Genomic DNA, 17,419 nt, shown 5'->3' with positions numbered 1-17,419 from the left:
GGCCGGCGGGGGGCGCCGTAGCCGCCGGCGGCGTCAGGGTAGGCGCGCCGGCGCCGGGCAGCGGCCCGAGCGAGCCCCCCTCGCCCCGCGGCGCAGCGGCGCGGGCCAGGAAGGGCACAGGCGGCTGCAGCGCCTGAAGGCGTGCGGCCAGCGCCTCGGCGCGGACGGGGGCCGGCAAACCGGAAGCAGAAGCGGAAACCGCCGTGGCGGCAGCGGCCGTGGCCAGTGCCGCGGCGGGAGTCACGCCCGGCGAGGAAGCCACCGGAGCAAACCGAAGCTGCTGCAACAGCTGCAGCATCTGCGGCTCGCGATTGAGCTGCTGGCGGGGCAGATCGCCCTGGAACCAGCGCGCCAGATGGGATTCGTAGAACAGTCCGCTGTCGCGGATGCTGCCGGCGAGCCGCTGGGCGAGCTGTTCGGGCGTGGCCGCCTGACCCGCGGCCAGCAGCGGCGCGGCCGGCGACACCGCCGACGGCGGTGCGGGAAAGCGACCCAGCAGGTCGGCAATGGTGCGCGCCGTGGCGCTGAGGTGGGTCTGGGCCGAGCCGGGCGGGCCGGCGGCGGGCGACGAGGGTTGGGGCGCTGCGCGCCCCTGCCCCTTGGCCACATGGCCCACGGCGGGGCCAGGGGCGCGCGTCTCGAGCCGCGAGTCGCTATGCACGGCGCGCAGCGCCTCGCCGGGCGAGGTCGGCCTGACCGGCTGGTTGAGCGGCTGGGGCGAAGGCGTGTCGACCCGCCTGCCCAGCACCTGGTGCAGCAGGGTATCGATCAGCGGCGTGATGCCGCTCACGGCCTACCCTGGCCGAAGCGCGAAGCCGCCGACAGCACCCGCCGACCGCTCTTGCCGCCGTCGCCATAGGCCTGCTGCAGATCTCGGCGGCGCTGAGCCGTGCCGATCAGCTCGCCCAGCTCGTCGCGCCGCTGGACCAGCAGGCGGCGCACCTCCATATCGTTCTCGAGGATCGGCTCCAGCAGCTCGGCCTTGCGCCGCCGCTCGTCCTCGGTCAGCGCATGCTGCGCATCCAGCTCGGCGATGCGCCCCACCTGCTGGACGTAGCCGGCCTCGTGCTCCACCAGCGCCGGCCAGTCGGCCTCCCGGGCCAGCGCCAGCATCCGCTCGCTGCGCGCCAGCAGGTCCTGATAGCCGTCGATCACCGCCTCGGAAGGCACCTCGCGAGCGTGGGTCATGTCAGCCTCCGGCGGCCTGGGCCTGGGGAGCAATCTCGCGCCAGGCCGAGGCGATGTCGTTCAGCAGGCGCTCGGCCTCATCGAGCTTGGCCACCTCGCTGTGCAGATTGGCCGCCAGCAGCAGCCGTGCGATGTAGTCATAGAGCGAGGCCAGGTTGCCGGCCAACTCTCCGCCCTGCTCGGCGTCCAGTGCCGCCGCCAGGCCGTTGTTGACGATATCCAGCGCCTTGGAGATCGACTTGCCCTTCTCGGCGGTGTTGCCGGCCTCGATATGGATGCGCGCCGCCCGGATGGACGCCACGGCGCCATCGAACAGCATCACGATCAGCTGGTGGGGGCTGGCGGACATCACGCCGCTCTCCACTCCAACCCTGGAATAGGCGCTGGCCCCGCGTCCGTAGGCGGCGGCTCCTCGCATGGCACTCATCCTCGTTCCCCCTCGTGTGGTGGCATCCGGTTTACTGACCCAGCTGTGCGTTCAGCGAATCGAACTGCTGGGTCAGGTAGGTGCTGGTCTGGTTCATGTTGGCGATCATGCTGTCCAGCTGGCTGAACTGGCTGCGATAGCGCGAGACGGTGTTGGCGATGCCGTCCTCCATGCTGGCGTAGCGCTCGTCCAGCCGCTCGATGTTCGACTCCAGCCCCGAGGTGGCGTTGTCCAGGGTGCCGCCGTCGTCGAGCAGGCCGCCGAGAGTGCCGTCCAGCACATCGGACATGCCATCGCTGTCGCCGGTGCCGGCGAAGAAGCCGGACAGCGCCTGGCGATCGTTCAGGATCACGTCGTCCAGCGCCTCGTCGTCGAGGCTCAGGGTGCCATCGAGCTCCAGGCTGATGCCGATATCGCTGAGCATGCCGCCGCCCGGCGTGCCGCCGCTCAGGGCGCTGCGCATGCGCGACTCGACGCTGCGCATGGTGCTGTCGCCCAGCAGCTCGCCGGCCGCGCCGCTCTCCTGGTCGAAGCTGGTGAGGTCATCGGCGGTGGAGCGGTACTCGTTGTAGGCATCGACGAAGTCGGTCACCGCCTCGCGCAGCGCGCGGTTGTTGAGCTCCACCTTGACGGTGGAATCGCCTTCTTCGGCGAGCTCCAGGGTCACGCCCTGGATGGCGCCTTCCACGGTGTTCGACTGGCTGGTGATGCCGATGCCGTTGACCGTCAGCTCGGCATTCTCGGCGGCCACGGTCTGACGAACGCCGGCATAGGCCGGGTCATAACCCGTCTCGCCTTCAGCAGGGGCCAGATTGTTGATATCAAAGGCGAAACGATCATCCGCCACGCCCGAGTCGGTCAGACTCATGGATTCGATCGCCGCCTCGGTGCCCGTCTCGTCGCTGGACAGCACCAAGCGATAGGGCGTGCCGGAGCCGTCGTTGACGATGCTCGCCGTGACGCCGGCGTCCTGGCCGTTGATAGTGTCGCGCACGTCTTCCAGCGAGCTGCCCGCCTCGATGGTGAAGGACAGCGGCGCCTCGCCGCCGACGCCGAGCGTCATCTCGCCGCCGAAGGTCTCGTCCTCGGCGAAGCCCGCGGTGGCGATGCTCTGGGAGCGCGCCAGATTGGTGACGCTGACGTCGTAGGTGCCCGCCTGAGCCTCGCTGGTGGCGGTGGCCGTGGCGCTATCGCCGGTCACCGCGCTGGACAGGCTGCGATAGAGCGAGTCGTCGTTGAGCTTGGCCGCCGCATCCTGGAACGAGGACAGCGCGCTCTCCAGCTTGCCGTAGGCGGAGATCTCCGCCTTGTAGCTGGCCTTCTGCGTTTCCAGCGGCGCCAGCTGCTCGCGCTCGGCGCTCTCCAGCTGATCGAGCAGACCGTTGAGGTCCAGTCCCGAGCCGATACCCAAAGATGAAATCGAGGCCATGACGCTTCCTTCCTGATAGGCGATGAGTCTGACAGGGGCGCGCGGCGATCATGGTCGCGAGCAGCCCCCGACGGACGGTCTATTTCGGGGTATCGGCGGCGTCGGCGAAGACTTTAGCCACCGGAACTTCCTCGCGCGGCTCGCCGAGGCGGCGGATGACCTCGCCGGTCAGCACCTCTCCCTTCAGCACCTTGCCCTTCAGCGCCTCGCCGAACGCTTCGCTCGCCTCGGCGAGCTGCACCCGCGTCGGGCGGCCGTCGTCATCGAGGCCCTGGATCCAGGCCAGCCGGCCGCCACCGAAACGCACCAGGCTGCCGACCGGATAGAGGCCGAAGCGGGCGATGTAGCGCTTGACCCAGCGCGGGTCGAAGGCGTGTTCGCGATCGATCAGATAGCGATAGACGGCGCCGGCCCGCCAGGCGGGGCGATCGCCGAGGGGGCGGCGCAGGGCATCCACGGCATCGACCACCGCCGCGGCGCGCTCCAGCTCGCCCAGCACCTCGCCGGAAAGGCCGACCGGATAGCCGCTGCCGTCCAGGCGCTCGTTGATGCGTCGCACCACCGAGGCGAAGACCGCGGAGGACAGCCACTGACAGCCGCTCATGCGCGCCTCCAGCAGGGCGACATGCTCATGCAGTTCGGGCGTTCCGGCATCGCCGGGCATGACATGCCACCAGGCGTCATCCGCCAGCAGCGCCTTGCCGAGGTCATGCACCATGGCCGACGCCACCAGCGCCTTGCGCAGCTCCTGGGGCACCGAATCGCGGCCGACCAGGTCGAGCAGCCGCACCGCCACGCCCAGCCCGTGGCCCACCAGCCAGGACTCGCCATGCAGCGCATCGCAGGCGAACAGCAACCCCTCGCGATCCTCCTCGTGCAGTCGCAGCAGGCGGTCGGCGTGGCGCGACAGCGCCACGCCGTCGATCTCGCCGCCGTCGCGCAGCTCCAGCAGCTGGGCGTCCAGATAGCCGGCGATATGGGCCAGGCGCCGGGTCATCGGCGTGGCATAGGCCTGGTCGCCGCGGCGCCCCGCCTTCGGGTCGACGCTGGCCGCCCCCTGGAACAGCGGCGAAGGCGGCCTCGCGGCCTCGCCGCCCTCGACGTGACGCGCCGCCTCCCGCTCGATCTCGCGCACGAAGTGCCACAGCCGGCGCTCCTGGTCGGGGCCATGGCCCTCGAACTGGAAGCCGGCGGTCAGCGTCTGGCGCTCGGTGTCCGCCCGACGATGTCGCGCCCGGCCCCGGGCCTGGAAGTGGGTGCCGTCGGGAAAGCACAGTTCGATATCCAGCGGCAGCGGCGCCTCGGCCATCAGGGCGGTGGCCGACAGCGGCAGCGCCAGCTGGCAACCCTCCAGCGACAGATCCTTGAGATCGCCCTCGGCGCGGTTGCCCTCGTCATCGCGCAGGATGGCACCGACCTCCATGCCCAGCCGCAGCCGGGCGCGGAAGGTATCGCGGCGCTGCAGTACCTCCAGGCGCTGGGGCCAGGCACAGCGGCACAGCAAACGGCCGTCGTCCCGGCGGCAGGCCTCCGCGACCATCTCGGGGGTGCGCACCAGCTTGCCCTGGGCCTGGCCGAGCAGGCGGAAGGCCCGGCCCTCGCGCAGCTCGCCGGCGATCTCGCCGACCGCGCTGATATCCAGCTCCAGGGCCTCGCCCTGTGCCAGCTCGGCGAGCAACACCGGCAAGGGTTCTCCCTGTTCGCCGAGCTGCAGCGAGGCCCCGCCCGGCTCGCTCAGCACCTCGAGCAGCGTCTCGATCTCCATGGGGTTGTCGATGCGGGTGTAACCGTCCTCTGCCATCCCTGTGCCTCGCGCGAATCGTTCCTGTAGCCCATCGAGACATATCGGCCGACCGGCAGACGACTTGAGCACACGAGCACTATCTTCATACCCGGCCTTGCCTTGCCTGCCGAGCACACGCAATCTGTCGACAAGTGCAGAGAGGCAACGGCTCCATATCCATAACAACAGCGCCATCAGCAGGGAGAACCGCGATGCCCGCCCGGATCAGCGCCGAGGAGGCCTTCCAGCGACTCGCCGAGGGGCTCGGCCACAGCGGCGCCCCCGACTTCTTCGACACCCTGGTGGAACGGCTGGCCAGGCTGCTGTCGGCCGATCATGTGCTGCTCGCCCGGGTCAGCGAGGGCGAGGCTGCCACCCTGGCCGTCTGGTCCGAGGGACGCCATCGGGCGAACCTGCACTATGCGTTGGCCGGCACGCCCTGCGAGACGGTGATGGAGCGCGCCCCCTGCCTGTATGCCCGCGACGTCCAGGCGCGCTTTCCCGACGACACCCTTCTCCAGGAACTCGGCGCCGAGAGCTATCTCGGGCTGGCCCTGAGCGCCCCGGACGGCACCTTCATGGGCCTGCTGGCGGTGCTCGCCAATCGCCCCATGGCGCCCAGCGACCAGGAGCGCGAGCTGTTACATATCGCCGCGACCCAGGCCGGCGCAGAGCTGAGCCGACGCGAGGCCGAACGCGCCCTGCAGGCCAGCGAGCGCCATGCCCGGGAGAGCGAACGCCGGCTGGATACCCTGCTCAACCACCTGCCCGGCATGGCCTACCGCTGCCTCAACGACGCGGCCTGGACCATGCTGCTGGTCAGCCGGGGCGCCGAGGCGCTGACCGGCTATCCGGCCGAGGCCCTGACCCACAACCGGCGCGTCAGCTATGCCGAGCTCATTCATCCCGACGACCAGCAGCTCGTCGACGACGCCGTGCAGCAGGCCATCGCCCGCGGCGAGCCCTTCCAGATGGTCTATCGCCTGCAGACCGCCGACGGCCGCCTGCGCTGGATGTGGGAACAGGGCCAGGCGGTGCTCGATGCCGAGGGCCGGGTCGAGTGCCTCGAAGGCTTCATCACCGACGTCACCGAGCAGCAGGAGGCCCAGCGCGTCCAGCAGGCGGTGATGCAGGTCGCCTCCACCGTCACCAGCCGCATCGGCGACGACTACTTCCATCAGCTGGTGGACACCCTGACCCGACTGCTCGAGGCCGACGCCGGCTTCGTCGCGCTGCTGGAAGCCCCCGGCGACGCGCCGGCGGCCTCGGCGCGCCCCGCCGAAGCACGCCTGAGCCTGGTCAGCGCCCAGGCCGATGGCCGGCGCCTGAGTCGCGCCGACCTGCCGCTGGCCGGCACGCCCTGCGCGCGGCTGCTCGACGAGCAGGAGATCATGGTCCACGACGGCGCGGCCCCGAGCCTGCCCGGCTTCCCGGCCGCCACCCGCGCCTGGATCGGCCGCCGGCTGGACAACGCCCGGGGCGAGCCGATCGGGGTCATCGTGCTGCTGTATCGCCAGCCGCTGGAGGCCGACGCCTTCGCCACCTCGGTGCTGCGCATCCTCTCCACCGGCGCCGCCGCCGAGCTGGAGCGCCGCAGCGACCACCGGCGCATGCGCCAGCTGGCCTACACCGACGGCACCACCGGCCTGCCCAACCGTATCCGCTTCATGGAGGACCTGAGCCACCAGCGCCGGGCCGCCGAGCGCGAGCAGACGCCGCTGGCACTGCTGCTGCTCGACATCCGCCGCTTCAAGGAAATCAACGACATCCACGGTCACCAGGTCGGCGACCGGCTGCTCGCCGCCCTCGCCGAGCGCTTGCAGCATGCCCTGGGACCGCACGAGCGCCTGGCGCGGCTCTCCAACGACGAGTTCGCCCTGCTGGTGCCCCGGGCCTCGGCGGCGCGTCTCGAGGAATGCCTGGAACGCATGCGCCGCACCGCGGGCCAGCCGATCACGCTCGGCCATCGCCGCTTCGCCCTGGCGGTCAGCATCGGTACTGCGCGCTATCCCGCCGATGCCGTGACGTCAGAGGAGCTGTTCAAGTTCGCCAGCATCGCCCTCTATCACGCCAAGCAGCAGGCCGACGGCACCTGCCCCTTCGACGCCGCCATGACCCGCGACCTGCAGCGCCGCCAGCTGATGACCGAGCGGCTTCAGCTCGCCATCGGCGACGGCCGCCTCACGCTTCACTACCAGCCGAAGATCGACCTGGCCAGCGGCAGGCTGGTGGGCGCCGAGGCGCTGTGCCGCTGGCACGACGAGGAATGGGGCTGGGTCAGCCCCGGAGAGTTCATTGCCCTGGCCGAGGCGCGCGGGCTGATCCGCCCGCTGGGCGACTGGGTGCTCGCCGAGGCCGCCCGCCAGCTGGCCGCCTGGCGGCGCGAGGGCGTGAGCCTGCCCGGGCGACTGTCGATCAACGTCTCGGCCCAGCAGTTCGCCGACCCGAACCTGGCCCGGCACATCGCCGAGCTGACCCGCCACACGCCGTCTTCCAGCATCGACCTGGAGCTGACGGAAACCGACGTGATGCGCGACGCCGAGCAGGCCATCGACATCACCCACTCCCTGCGCCGGGCCGGCTACACCCTCTCGATCGACGACTTCGGCACCGGCTACTCGTCGCTGGCCTACCTGCACCGCTTCGCCGCCGACACCCTCAAGATCGACCTCTCCTTCGTGCGCAAGATGCTCGACGGCCCCCAGGATCGCGCCATCGTGGAGACCATCATCGCCATGGCCCGCAGCCTGGGCATGCGGACCGTCGCCGAAGGCGTGGAGACCCGGGAACAGGCCCTGGAACTGGCTCGGCTGGGCTGCGACCAGGCCCAGGGCTACTACTTCGGCCGGCCACTGCCCGCCGACGCGTTCGCCGCGACCTGGGGCGAGGCCATGGCCACGGTCAGCGGATAGGCCGACCCGTCAGCGCTGGCCGGGAGCGCCCGACAGGCGCCGGATACCCTCGAAGCGCCCCTCCTCCGACACAAAAAGCCGGAAGACACCGTGTACCCCATCCCGCGCCACCACCCGTCGCAGCGCCTCGGTGGGAAAGGCTACGCTGAGCCCGTCCAGGCTACGGGTATGCACGACGCCCGCTCGGCCCTCGTAGTGGGCCAGGCAGGCGGCGTAGGAAAGGTCGAGGGTGATGTCGATGGTGGGCATGGGCTTGACGGGTAAGGGGCGGGGGGTGAGGTGTAAGGAGCAAGAAAAGCGAGTCTATCACCGCCTTCCTGGCCTACCGCATCCCGAATAGCTTGGCTGCCCCCCGAGCCGGCCAGTAAAAATTTTCTCTCCCTACCCTAAAGCTCCCTTCCAGGCCACCGATAAAGGGAATAACGGCCAACGGCGCCGTTGCGGCAGGCCCGGAGCGCCATCGTGACGGGTCCGCCAATGGAGCCCTCAACAGTTTGGAAGGAAATCACCATGCCGATGATGATCAACAGCAATATCACCTCGCTGATCGGTCAGCAGAACCTCAACGAATCCAAGAGCGCCCTGACCACTTCCATGGAGCGTCTCTCCTCGGGCCTGCGCATCAACAGCGCCAAGGACGACGCCGCCGGCCAGGCCATCGCCAACCGCATGAGCGCCCAGATCACCGGCCTTTCCCAGGCGCAGCGCAACGCCAACGACGGCATCTCCGTCGCCCAGACCGCCGAGGGCGCCCTGAACCAGGTCAACGATAACTTGCAGCGTGTCCGCGAGCTGACCGTGCAGGCTCAGAACGACACGAACTCCGATGCCGACCTTCAGAGCATCCAGGATGAAATCGGTCAGCGTCTCAAGGAAATCAATCGCATTTCCGAGGAAACCGATTTCAACGGTGTCAAGGTGCTTAACACCGATGATGCCCTGAGCATTCAAGTAGGTGCCAACGACGGCGAGTCCATCTCTGTCAACCTGCAGACGATCAATGCCTCTACTCTCGGCCTCGACTCTTTCAAGGTTACCGAGACCGTAAGCACCGATCCAATGCTCAACCTGAGTGACTCGGTAAGCGAGCTCTCTGTTCAAAGCACCGATAGCATTACGGGCGAGACTGCAGCCACAGGTTTCAACCGTACCATTACATTGGAAAACACCAATGTAACTGACTCTACTGCTGATGCACCTGGCGGTACAATCAAGGGTTTTGTGGAAGATGGAAGTGGCAACTATTACGCAAACTATGATGATGGTTCCGGCGGCGATGAATATTACGCAATAACAGCCTCAGATATTCAATCAAATGGTACTATTGATTTATCTGGAGCTTCTAAAGTAGGAAGCGCACCCACAGGCGGCACAGTTGGCAGTCCTGCAAACAACGTAGATGCAACATTTTCCATCACCCCGACAGATACTGGCTCAACGATCACGCTGCCAAGCGGTGAGAGCGTCGACAGCATGGTCGAGGACGGCTCTGGCAACTATTACGTCAAGTCCGATGCCGGCACCTATTACTCCCTTAACCAAGCAGACGTCAATAACGATGGCACCTTCACTCTAGATACCACGGCAACAAACACTGTTTCTCTGCAGAATGACAGTGCGGGTGATACCGTATCGGGCGACCTTCGCGAGATCCTCGACTCCAACGGAAACAGCACAGGCAACTATGTGGTGGAACAGTCTGATGGCACCATGCTGGCTGTTGAAAGCGTAGATACCAGCACGGGCCAGGTCACCATCCAGGATGCGCAGTACACCGATAGCGATGGCAACACCCAGACCGTCCGCGCTCAGGCAGGCGGTACGGACGGCACCACCGCATATATCGAGCTGAATGGCAATGCATACTCCCCCGCGGATGTTGATGGTCTCGACCTTCAAGCCAACCCCGATGCGCTGGAAGATCTTACCCCCATCGCGGAAGCAAGCACTGCCAACCCTCTGGAAGCCGTCGACTCTGCACTGAATACCGTCGATAGCCTCCGCTCCGAGCTGGGTGCCGTGCAGAACCGCTTCGATTCTGCCATCACCAACCTGAGCACCACCGAAACCAATCTCTCGGCCGCTCGCTCGCGCATCGAGGATGCCGACTACGCCACCGAAGTGGCCAACATGACCAAGAACCAGATCCTGCAGCAGGCCGGCACTTCAGTGCTGGCACAGGCCAACCAGCTGCCGCAGAGCGCCCTGTCGCTGCTGGGTTAATCCTAGTGGTACGACGGTAGAAAAAAGGGCCGGCCCATGCCGGCCCTTTCTCATACCAACCGCCTAACTAAATATAACATCCATTATAAAACCATAGGAGATATCATGAGGCTTAAAGAACTTTACGAAGCATCCCAAACAGAAACTTGTGACGGCATAACGTCAATCAGGGATATCAACGATCAATTCGATTACGATGACGAACATCCGAAAGGAGAAGGTGACTCGCCCAAAGTAGCTTGCGGACAAGCAAACGGCTACAATGAGTTAAAATATATCTACAACAACAAGCTAAAAGAGCACATCGCAGACAGAAAAATCACAGAAAAACAGGCCTTAAAAGCACTATGCTCCGCCTGCCAAGATCTAGAAAACCCCAGACAGCGAGAAGACTTCTACCAACACCTTTCTAATACGCTTGACATAGACATCTCTTGAAATACAAAAGAGCACACATCTCGAGAAAAAACCAAATCTTTCAAAGAAGAGCTGATATGGCCGAAAAACTGACACAAACCAAGATGCTAAAAGCACTGGAATGGACTTACGACAAGGCCATCGAAGGAATCCCTGGCTTTGATAGCGCGCAGGAGCTTGCCCACAACTACAAGAAAAGCAACGATCTGGTTGCCTGCGCCAACTCTATGATTCGGTGGCAAAACACCAAAACAGGCACCACTGGATTTATCAGTGGGCTAGGAGGTGCCATCACATTGCCAGTCACCGTTCCGGCAAGTGTGGCATCTCTTCTTTATATTCAAGTCAGGATGGTAGCAGCCATTGCTGTCATGGCGGGATATGACGTCCGCGATGATCGCGTTCGCTCACTGGTCTATGTATGCCTGACTGGCAGTGCCGCCAATGACATTATCAAGGAAGCCGGCATCAATCTTGGAACGCGCTTGACAACAAGCATGATAAAAAAAGTTCCAGGAACCGTACTTACCAAAATCAACCAAAAAGTTGGCTTTCGCTTGGTAACTAAATTCGGCAGCAAAGGAGTTATCAATCTTGGCAAGATGGTACCGCTCGCCGGAGGAGTCGTCGGTGCCACATTTGACTCTTACTCGACCAATGTCGTCGGCAATATTGCGCGCAAGACCTTCATTGAAAAGGGTACTGCCGAAGATCTAGATATCCATGATGAGGCAGATATCAACGATATCACCATGGAAGATATAGAAATCGAACCAGATACCCAAGGTGGCTCCGATTATCAGCAAGCTTCTAATGATACGAAATGACAGCATGGAGCGGAGACGATGGAAATGGAGGCGGATACACACTTCCTGAGTATCAAGGAGACGATGAATGCCTGCCTCCATTGACCTCCTCTCTGCCCACGATGTGGTCTACGATCTTACCCTCAAGCTTCAGGCCACCGAGCGGCTTGTGGATAGCACGCTGCAAGAACGCATCGAGCGCTGCACCAATCAGGGCGAGACGCTCAGGCTGAAAGAGCTGAAGATCGAGTTCGAGCTGGAGATCGCGATGATCCGCATGAACCTCAAGCACCTGATGACGCGCTACTCCCGGCAGCTGGAAGCTGTACGCCTGGGCGAGCGAACGGGCAACAGCGCCTCATTGCCGCTGGACGCCCACGAGGCCGTCGCCGTCGAGAACGCCCGCACCCTCTACCACCGCACCCAGGAACTCGCCACATGACCGAGGACGAGCACCAGCGGGTGATCGACGAGCTAGACGAGGTGATTCGTGACACGCGCACACTGATGGACCGCTTCGAAGCCAGCGGCATGGATGAGGCCATGGCGGGCGACTACGCGCAGCTTCATGACCTTTATACTCGCGCGGTCAGCGACCAGAAGGCCCATACCATGGCGATGCTGGCGCTGCCAAGAATATCCAATGATCAGGGCATAAACTGAGACCAAGCTTGGCGATCTATTCGACCGCGCACCCTCAAAATGCCAGCCTGAAAATCGCAATACACCGAAAATATAGATTTATATGCGATTTTAGTTATCAAGTAATCCTTGACAACTTCCAAAAGCAAAAACAAGCCCTATGTCAAATAGTGAGATCACCTTTGCGACTCAACTACCGTTAGGCGGGCACTTCCCCATCTGCAACATCCAGCCATATTCATCTGACCTCACCGATGCTCGGATATCTCCAGCACATGGGTGATCGCCTGTTGCCGGCCGTCCCATAGATAGCGCAGGTGCGGCCCCTGCACCGGGATGCTGAGCGCGGGCGGCCGGAAGATGGCGGCGCACTCGTGACCGGGATCGCGAACGCTTCGATAGAGCAGCCCGAAAGCACCGGACTCGCGCTTCTGAGTAGCGAAGGCCTGCGCGTCGCCGTAACGAGCGGTATCGGGATCATGCAGCGCGTCATGCCCCTGCCGAATGTCCTCCAGCTCCCGGGTGATGGCGTTGATATAGGTGCGCATGGTGATCTCGACGGTGCCTTCTCGGGTGGCAGCCAGAAACTCGGCGAGATGGAAGCGCGTCTCGGCGATGGCGGTGTCCAGCCGGCTGGCGCAGTAGTAGATCCCGAAGGTGCCGTCGCTGAAGCGGGACCGCCTGCCGATATGGGTAAAGGCGGCCATGATGGGCGTCGAACCCGGCCCCGAGACACGATCCTCGGGTGGCACGCGCGCCAGCTCACCGGCTCACCGGCCTCCTCGAGCAGCCTGTCGTTGGTCATGCCTTCGATGGCGAAGGCGAGCTCCAGGTCCTCGGGGTCGAGGGTATCCTCGAACACGTCGATCGGCGGGAAGGCGCTGTTGATGCGCTCCCCCGGCGTCGCACGATGAGGCGTTGATCCTTCCATCGTCATGATCATGGTAGAAATGATCAAACGCTTGAAAAACAGTCTATTAGAAAAGAATAGCCCGGCACATGGCCGGGCTGTTTTCCTCACTTCAGGTCGTGCCGGAGTAAGCCGCTAAGCCCCGACATCTCAGGCCGGCTCCTCCTCCCTGTACGTATGCGGCAGCGCCGCGGGCCGCGGCTGGCCACCGCTGAGGGCCGGGGCGCCGCCGGTGGAGCGCTGGGCCAGGGTGAAGCCGCCGACCAGATCGGCCAGATGCTCGGCCTGGGCCTTGAGGTGCTCGGCGGCGGTGGTCGATTCCTCGACCAGGGCGGCGTTCTGCTGGGTCATGTTGTCCAGCTCCGAGACCGCCACGTTGACCTGGCCGATGCCGTCGCTCTGCTCGCCGGTGGCGCTGGTGATCTCGCCCAGCACGTCGGCCACCCGAGTCACGCTCTGCACCAGTTCCTCCATGGTCTCGCCGGCGGCTTGCACCTGGCGCTCGCCCTCTTCGGTACGGGTCGCCGAGGTATCGATCAGCGCGCGGATCTGCTTGGCGGATTCGGCACTGCGGCTGGCCAGCTGGCGCACCTCGCCGGCTACCACGGCGAAGCCGCGGCCCTGCTCGCCGGCCCGGGCCGCCTCCACCGAGGCGTTGAGCGCCAGCAGATTGGTCTGGAAGGCGATGCTGTCCATCATCGCCACGATCTCGGCGATCTGGCGCGACGACTCGGTGATGCCCTGCATGGTCTCGCGCACCTGGCCCATGGCCTCGCCGCCGCGGCGGGCGACCTCACTGGCCGAGCTGGCCAGGCCGCTGGCCTGCTGCGCCGACTCGGCGGTCTGCTCGACGGTGCCGGTGATCTCCTCCATCGAGGCCGAGGTCTGCTGCAGGCTGGAAGCGGCGTTCTCGGTGCGCCGCGACAGGTCCTGGCCGCCCTGGGCGATCTCGGTGGCCGCCACGTTGACGGATTCGCTGCTGTCGCGCACGTCGAGCAGCACGTCGTTGACCTTGTCGGCGAAGGCGTTGAACTGGCGCGCCAGCTCGGCCTTCTCGTCGCGGCCGCGGATCGGCAGGCGGCGGGTCAGGTCGCCGTCGCCGGAGGCGATATCGCGCATGCGATCGGCCAGGTGGCGGAGCGGGCGGGCGATGCTGCTGCCCAGCAGCCAGCTCGCCAGCAGGCCCAGCCCGGCCACGATCAGGCCGACCAGGGTCATGCCCCAGAAGTCGGCCTGGCGCTGGTCGGCAAGCTGCCCTTCGAGGCGGTGCAGCCCGGCCAGCACGGCGCTCTCGGGCAGGCGGATCGCCAGCACCCAGGGCTCGACGGTGTCGCCGATGGTGAAGGGCCGGTAGATCTCGAAGCGCCCGGCGTCCTCGTCGAAGCGATAGATCGTCTCGCCGTCGCGGGCGGTCGCCAGCGGCTCCGCCATCGTCGCGTCCAGGGTCTCGGCCGCCGGCTGGCCCAGCGCGGCATTGTCCTCGGTGGCCGCGGCCAGCACGCCGCGGGAGGCGACCAGCGCCATCTGGCCCACGCCGTCGTAGAGGCCCTGATTGGCCTCGGCGAGCATGCCCTGCAGGAAGGCTACGTCGAAGTCCACGCCGGCCACGCCGCGGAACTCGCCGTCGACCCGGATCGGCACGTTGAAGGAGGTGACCAGCTTGCGCTCGCCGTCGTAGTCGTAATAGTGCGGGTCGATGATGCAGGTGCGGCCGGTCTCCTTGGGGCACAGGTAGTACTCGCCCTCGCGGATGCCCAGCTCGTCGAGCGCCTCGCTCTCCATGCCGTCGCCCAGCGCCAGCACCTCGATGTCGCCGTCGGCGGTGCGATACCACCAGGGCATGAAGCGGCCGTCGTCGCCATAGCCGCCGTCGGCGATATCGGCGAAGTAGGCGTCGGGCCCGAAGGCGTCCGGCTCCCAGCCGATGAAGGCGTCCAGCAGGTCCGGGTGCTCGACCACGGCCTCGCGGGTCAGGTTGGAGAGCTCGCGGCGCCCCAGGGTCAGCCGCGGCCGGCCCTGGTCGTCCTGCTGGCCCATAAGGGCGTTGGTCGTGGCCAGGCCCTGGGCCACCGCCAGGGCGCCTTCGAAGTGGCGCTGGATCTCCTGGATGCGGGCATCGGCCAGCGCCTCGAGGCGCTGCTCGGCGTTGTCCTGGAGCAGCTCGCCGGTCTGCTCGGCCACCAGCGCCTCGGAGCGCGAGGCGGACACGGTGGCATAGCCGACCAGCACTGCCGCCACCAGCAGGATGCACAGCCCCACCAGCAGGGCGACGTGGGTACGCAGGGACTTAAAACGCATGGCCGGCCTCCAGGCGAACGGGCTGGGAGACATCGGCGAGCCGGGCAGCCGGCAGGGTTCGGCGGGGCGGTCGGGCCGCCCCGCTCGACGGAACAGGGAGTATCATGGGGAGTTCTCGCGATTCGGGACAAGGAAGTGCGATAGCGGCGCGTGGCGCACCGTTCCCCGCCCTATCGGCAAACCGCCCGGGGACTTGACGCCCCCGGGCGGAAAATCACCGTCGATGTCGCCGCGCGCTCAGCGCAGGTCGCTCACCGCCTCGCGAATGTCCTCGAGGCTGGCCTTGGTCAGGTCCTTGGCCAGGGAATGAATGACCATCTTGGCGGTGGGACCGTCGAGCTTGTCGCGCAGCAGCCCGAGGAAGCGCGGCGGCGCCACCAGGATCAGCTTCTCCAGCGTGTTCTCGACTCGCGCCCGGTAGAGTCGATCGGCCACCTCGCGGGCGAACAGGGTCTCGTGATGGTCGGTGGCGGTGCTCTCGCCGCCGGCGGAGCGGGCGGCGGTGGCGGACGATTCGTGCACGTCGCCTTCGCGGTCGGTCACCAGATCGCCCTCGTGCAGGCGCCCCTCGGCGTGCACCAGGCTGTCCTTCTCTTCGAGCTTTAGGGCATCGCGGGTGAACACCCGCGCCCTGGCGGCATCGGCCACCACGATATAGGTCGTCATCGTCGCTCCTTGTCTCAGCGTGAATCTCGGCGTGAGAGAGCGGAAAGCGGCTTTCCGCCCGTCCCTCACAGCATTGGCAAGACGCCGTTCAGCGTCAAACGGCGACACCAGGAGCTCGACAGGCTCCTGGGCGTCGGCATCCGCGGACACTGCCGCGCGGCCGCCGGCTGGGGTAGGATGCCGCCCTCGCCGGCACGGAGCGCCGGCAAGACTGCCCGGCATCCCGGAGGACTCGATATGCGCCATTTCCTGTTCCCGCGGCATCCCCTGCCGCGTCGCACCCTGCTGTTCTGCCACGCCGTGCTGCAGCTCGGCCTGCTGGCGGCCGGCGGCCTGTGGCTGGCCCCGCACACGCCCTGGCTGGCCGAGACCGACTGGCGCTCGGCCTGGCCGACGCTGGCCCTGGGCGGCGGCGCGACGCTGCTGGCCATGGTCGCCCTGCGCCTGCTGGCCGAGCTGTGGCTGCTGCCCCATCACCTGGCCGCCCAGCGCGCCGGCTTCCCCGCCGGTTCGGTGGTCACCCGCTCGATCGAGCGTCGCCCCGCGGTCCACGACCAGGAGCACGCCAGGGTCCCCGGCGCCCGCGAGGTCGACGCCGAGGACGCGGTGCTGAGCCCGGCCCGGGTGGCCCGCCAGGCGCCGCCTCAGCGCCGTCACGACGAGCCGAGTCTCGACCTGGCCGGCGGCCACGCGGAGCCGGCTCCGGCCAACGAGCCGCGGCTGTAGATACTGCCTGCCGCGCAGCGGGCACCCCGCCTGAAACGACGAACCCCGGCCTTGGCCGGGGTTCTTTGCTATGAGCGCTGCACGCCAGCGTCAGTCGTTCAACAGCCGCCGCATGAAGGGCGGCAGTGCCAGGGCGCCGCGATGGGCCTCGACGGTGTAGTAGTCGAGCGGCATCTCGCTGGCCGCGGCCTCCACCTCGCGGAAGGTGGCCACGTCGGTCGCCTTGCCGGCCAGGGTCACGCTCCACCAGCCGGAGGGATAGACCGGCTGCGGGAAGGGCAGCGTGGCCACGCTGTCGAAGCCGGCCTCGCGCATGTCATGGCGCAGCTCGCGGATGATCGAGCCGCTGTGATAGAGCGGCGACTCGCTCTGCTGCACCAGCACGCCGCCGGGGCGCAGCACGCGGTGGCAGCGGCGCAGGAAGTCGGTCTTGAACAGACCCTCGGCCGGGCCCACCGGGTCGGTGGAGTCGATGATCAGCACGTCGATGCTGTCGTCGTCCGCTTCCTCGATCCACTTCACTCCGTCGTCGAAGCGCAGCTCGGCGCGCGGGTCGTCGTTGGACTCGACGAGCGCCGGGAAGAAGCGCTCGGAGGCCTTGGTCACTTCCTCGTCGATATCGATCTGGGTGACCTTCTCGACGCCGGGATGGCGCAGCACCTCGCGCAGGGTGCCGCAGTCGCCGCCGCCGATGATCACCACCCGCTTGGGATCGGCGTGGGTGAACAGCGCCGGGTGGGCGATCATCTCGTGATAGAGGAAGTTGTCACGGTCGGTCAGCATCACGCAGCCGTCGAGCACCAGCAGGTTGCCGAAGGTCTCGGTGGCGTAGACCTCGAGGTGCTGATAGGGGCTCTGCACCTCGTGCAGCTTCTCGGACACCTTGAGCGAGAAGGCGCTGCCGTGGCTGTCGAAGACTTCGGTGAACCAGCCAGAATCGAGAGAGGTGATCATCGGGGACCCTCAGGGTGACAGTGAAATAAGGGAAGGGG

The 17,419-nt window shown here is 66.2% G+C and carries 15 protein-coding genes and 3 pseudogenes; 8 read left to right on the top strand and 10 right to left on the bottom strand.

Features of this window, described 5'->3' with window-relative positions; translation table 11 throughout:
* The 5 genes and pseudogenes from MYL53_RS14010 to MYL53_RS13990 all read right to left on the bottom strand — a co-directional run.
* A pseudogene (locus MYL53_RS14010) lies at nucleotides 1–790 on the bottom strand (hypothetical protein); the annotation flags it as partial.
* Complete coding sequence (gene fliT, locus MYL53_RS14005) at nucleotides 787–1,188, bottom strand: flagellar protein FliT (protein ID WP_247854559.1); 402 nt, start codon at nucleotides 1,186–1,188, stop codon at nucleotides 787–789. The gene fliT and the pseudogene MYL53_RS14010, both read right to left, overlap by 4 nt.
* 1 nt (nucleotide 1,189) lies before the next feature.
* The gene (gene fliS / locus MYL53_RS14000; protein ID WP_247854558.1) at nucleotides 1,190–1,615 is read right to left on the bottom strand and encodes a flagellar export chaperone FliS; all 426 of its coding nucleotides are present in this window, start codon (nucleotides 1,613–1,615) and stop codon (nucleotides 1,190–1,192) included.
* Between the two features lie 31 nt (nucleotides 1,616–1,646).
* The gene (fliD, locus tag MYL53_RS13995; RefSeq protein ID WP_247854557.1) at nucleotides 1,647–3,044 is read right to left on the bottom strand and encodes a flagellar filament capping protein FliD; all 1,398 of its coding nucleotides are present in this window, start codon (nucleotides 3,042–3,044) and stop codon (nucleotides 1,647–1,649) included.
* Between the two features lie 79 nt (nucleotides 3,045–3,123).
* The gene (locus tag MYL53_RS13990; RefSeq protein ID WP_247854556.1) at nucleotides 3,124–4,845 is read right to left on the bottom strand and encodes a PilZ domain-containing protein; all 1,722 of its coding nucleotides are present in this window, start codon (nucleotides 4,843–4,845) and stop codon (nucleotides 3,124–3,126) included.
* 194 nt (nucleotides 4,846–5,039) lie between these two features.
* Here MYL53_RS13990 and MYL53_RS13985 point away from each other — a divergent pair, with 194 nt between their 5' ends.
* Nucleotides 5,040–7,739 (top strand): EAL domain-containing protein, encoded by a 2,700-nt coding sequence (locus tag MYL53_RS13985; protein ID WP_247854555.1) that lies wholly within the window; start codon nucleotides 5,040–5,042, stop codon nucleotides 7,737–7,739.
* Nucleotides 7,740–7,748: 9 nt separating this feature from the next.
* On the opposite strand, the gene MYL53_RS13980 is transcribed toward MYL53_RS13985, so the two are convergent.
* Nucleotides 7,749–7,988, bottom strand: coding sequence for a DUF2835 family protein (locus MYL53_RS13980; RefSeq protein ID WP_247854554.1), 240 nt, complete (start codon nucleotides 7,986–7,988; stop codon nucleotides 7,749–7,751).
* A gap of 228 nt (nucleotides 7,989–8,216) precedes the next feature.
* Here MYL53_RS13980 and MYL53_RS13975 point away from each other — a divergent pair.
* From MYL53_RS13975 to MYL53_RS13950, 6 genes and pseudogenes are all read left to right on the top strand, one after another.
* Nucleotides 8,217–8,606, top strand: a pseudogene (locus MYL53_RS13975) (flagellin N-terminal helical domain-containing protein); the annotation flags it as partial.
* Nucleotides 8,607–9,704: 1,098 nt separating this feature from the next.
* Nucleotides 9,705–9,962, top strand: a pseudogene (locus tag MYL53_RS13970) (flagellin); the annotation flags it as partial.
* Nucleotides 9,963–10,067: 105 nt separating this feature from the next.
* Nucleotides 10,068–10,400 carry a hypothetical protein gene (locus MYL53_RS13965; protein WP_247854553.1) on the top strand — a complete coding sequence of 111 codons (333 nt, stop codon included), beginning with the start codon at nucleotides 10,068–10,070 and terminating at the stop codon, nucleotides 10,398–10,400.
* A gap of 56 nt (nucleotides 10,401–10,456) precedes the next feature.
* Nucleotides 10,457–11,206 carry an EcsC family protein gene (locus MYL53_RS13960; protein ID WP_247854552.1) on the top strand — a complete coding sequence of 250 codons (750 nt, stop codon included), beginning with the start codon at nucleotides 10,457–10,459 and terminating at the stop codon, nucleotides 11,204–11,206.
* 67 nt (nucleotides 11,207–11,273) lie between these two features.
* Entirely contained in the window at nucleotides 11,274–11,627 is a 354-nt protein-coding gene (locus tag MYL53_RS13955; protein ID WP_247854551.1) for a hypothetical protein, read from the top strand.
* Complete coding sequence (locus MYL53_RS13950) at nucleotides 11,624–11,848, top strand: hypothetical protein (protein ID WP_247854550.1); 225 nt, start codon at nucleotides 11,624–11,626, stop codon at nucleotides 11,846–11,848. Before MYL53_RS13955 ends, MYL53_RS13950 begins: the two co-directional genes overlap by 4 nt.
* Nucleotides 11,849–12,075: 227 nt before the next feature.
* Here the strand turns inward: MYL53_RS13950 and MYL53_RS13945 are convergent, their stop codons facing one another.
* The 3 genes from MYL53_RS13945 to MYL53_RS13935 form a co-directional block, all read right to left on the bottom strand.
* A complete protein-coding gene (locus MYL53_RS13945; protein ID WP_247854549.1) occupies nucleotides 12,076–12,534 on the bottom strand; it encodes an RES family NAD+ phosphorylase in 459 nt (152 codons plus the stop codon).
* A 353-nt stretch (nucleotides 12,535–12,887) separates the two neighbouring features.
* Nucleotides 12,888–15,035, bottom strand: coding sequence for a methyl-accepting chemotaxis protein (locus MYL53_RS13940; protein WP_247854548.1), 2,148 nt, complete (start codon nucleotides 15,033–15,035; stop codon nucleotides 12,888–12,890).
* Nucleotides 15,036–15,272: 237 nt separating this feature from the next.
* Nucleotides 15,273–15,701, bottom strand: a complete 429-nt coding sequence (locus MYL53_RS13935; protein ID WP_247854547.1) for a host attachment protein — start codon at nucleotides 15,699–15,701, stop codon at nucleotides 15,273–15,275.
* Between the two features lie 237 nt (nucleotides 15,702–15,938).
* Between MYL53_RS13935 and MYL53_RS13930 the strand changes: the two genes are divergently transcribed.
* Nucleotides 15,939–16,427, top strand: a complete 489-nt coding sequence (locus MYL53_RS13930; protein ID WP_247854546.1) for a hypothetical protein — start codon at nucleotides 15,939–15,941, stop codon at nucleotides 16,425–16,427.
* Between the two features lie 90 nt (nucleotides 16,428–16,517).
* Here the strand turns inward: MYL53_RS13930 and speE are convergent, their stop codons facing one another.
* Nucleotides 16,518–17,381 (bottom strand): polyamine aminopropyltransferase, encoded by an 864-nt coding sequence (gene speE / locus MYL53_RS13925; RefSeq protein ID WP_247854545.1) that lies wholly within the window; start codon nucleotides 17,379–17,381, stop codon nucleotides 16,518–16,520.
* Nucleotides 17,382–17,419 lie beyond the last annotated feature (38 nt).

The organism is Halomonas getboli (assembly GCF_023094245.1).
Taxonomy (GTDB): Bacteria; Pseudomonadota; Gammaproteobacteria; order Pseudomonadales; family Halomonadaceae; genus Halomonas; species Halomonas getboli.
The sequence above is the reverse complement of the archived record's forward strand: the minus strand, read 5'-3'. Positions and strand labels throughout refer to the sequence as shown.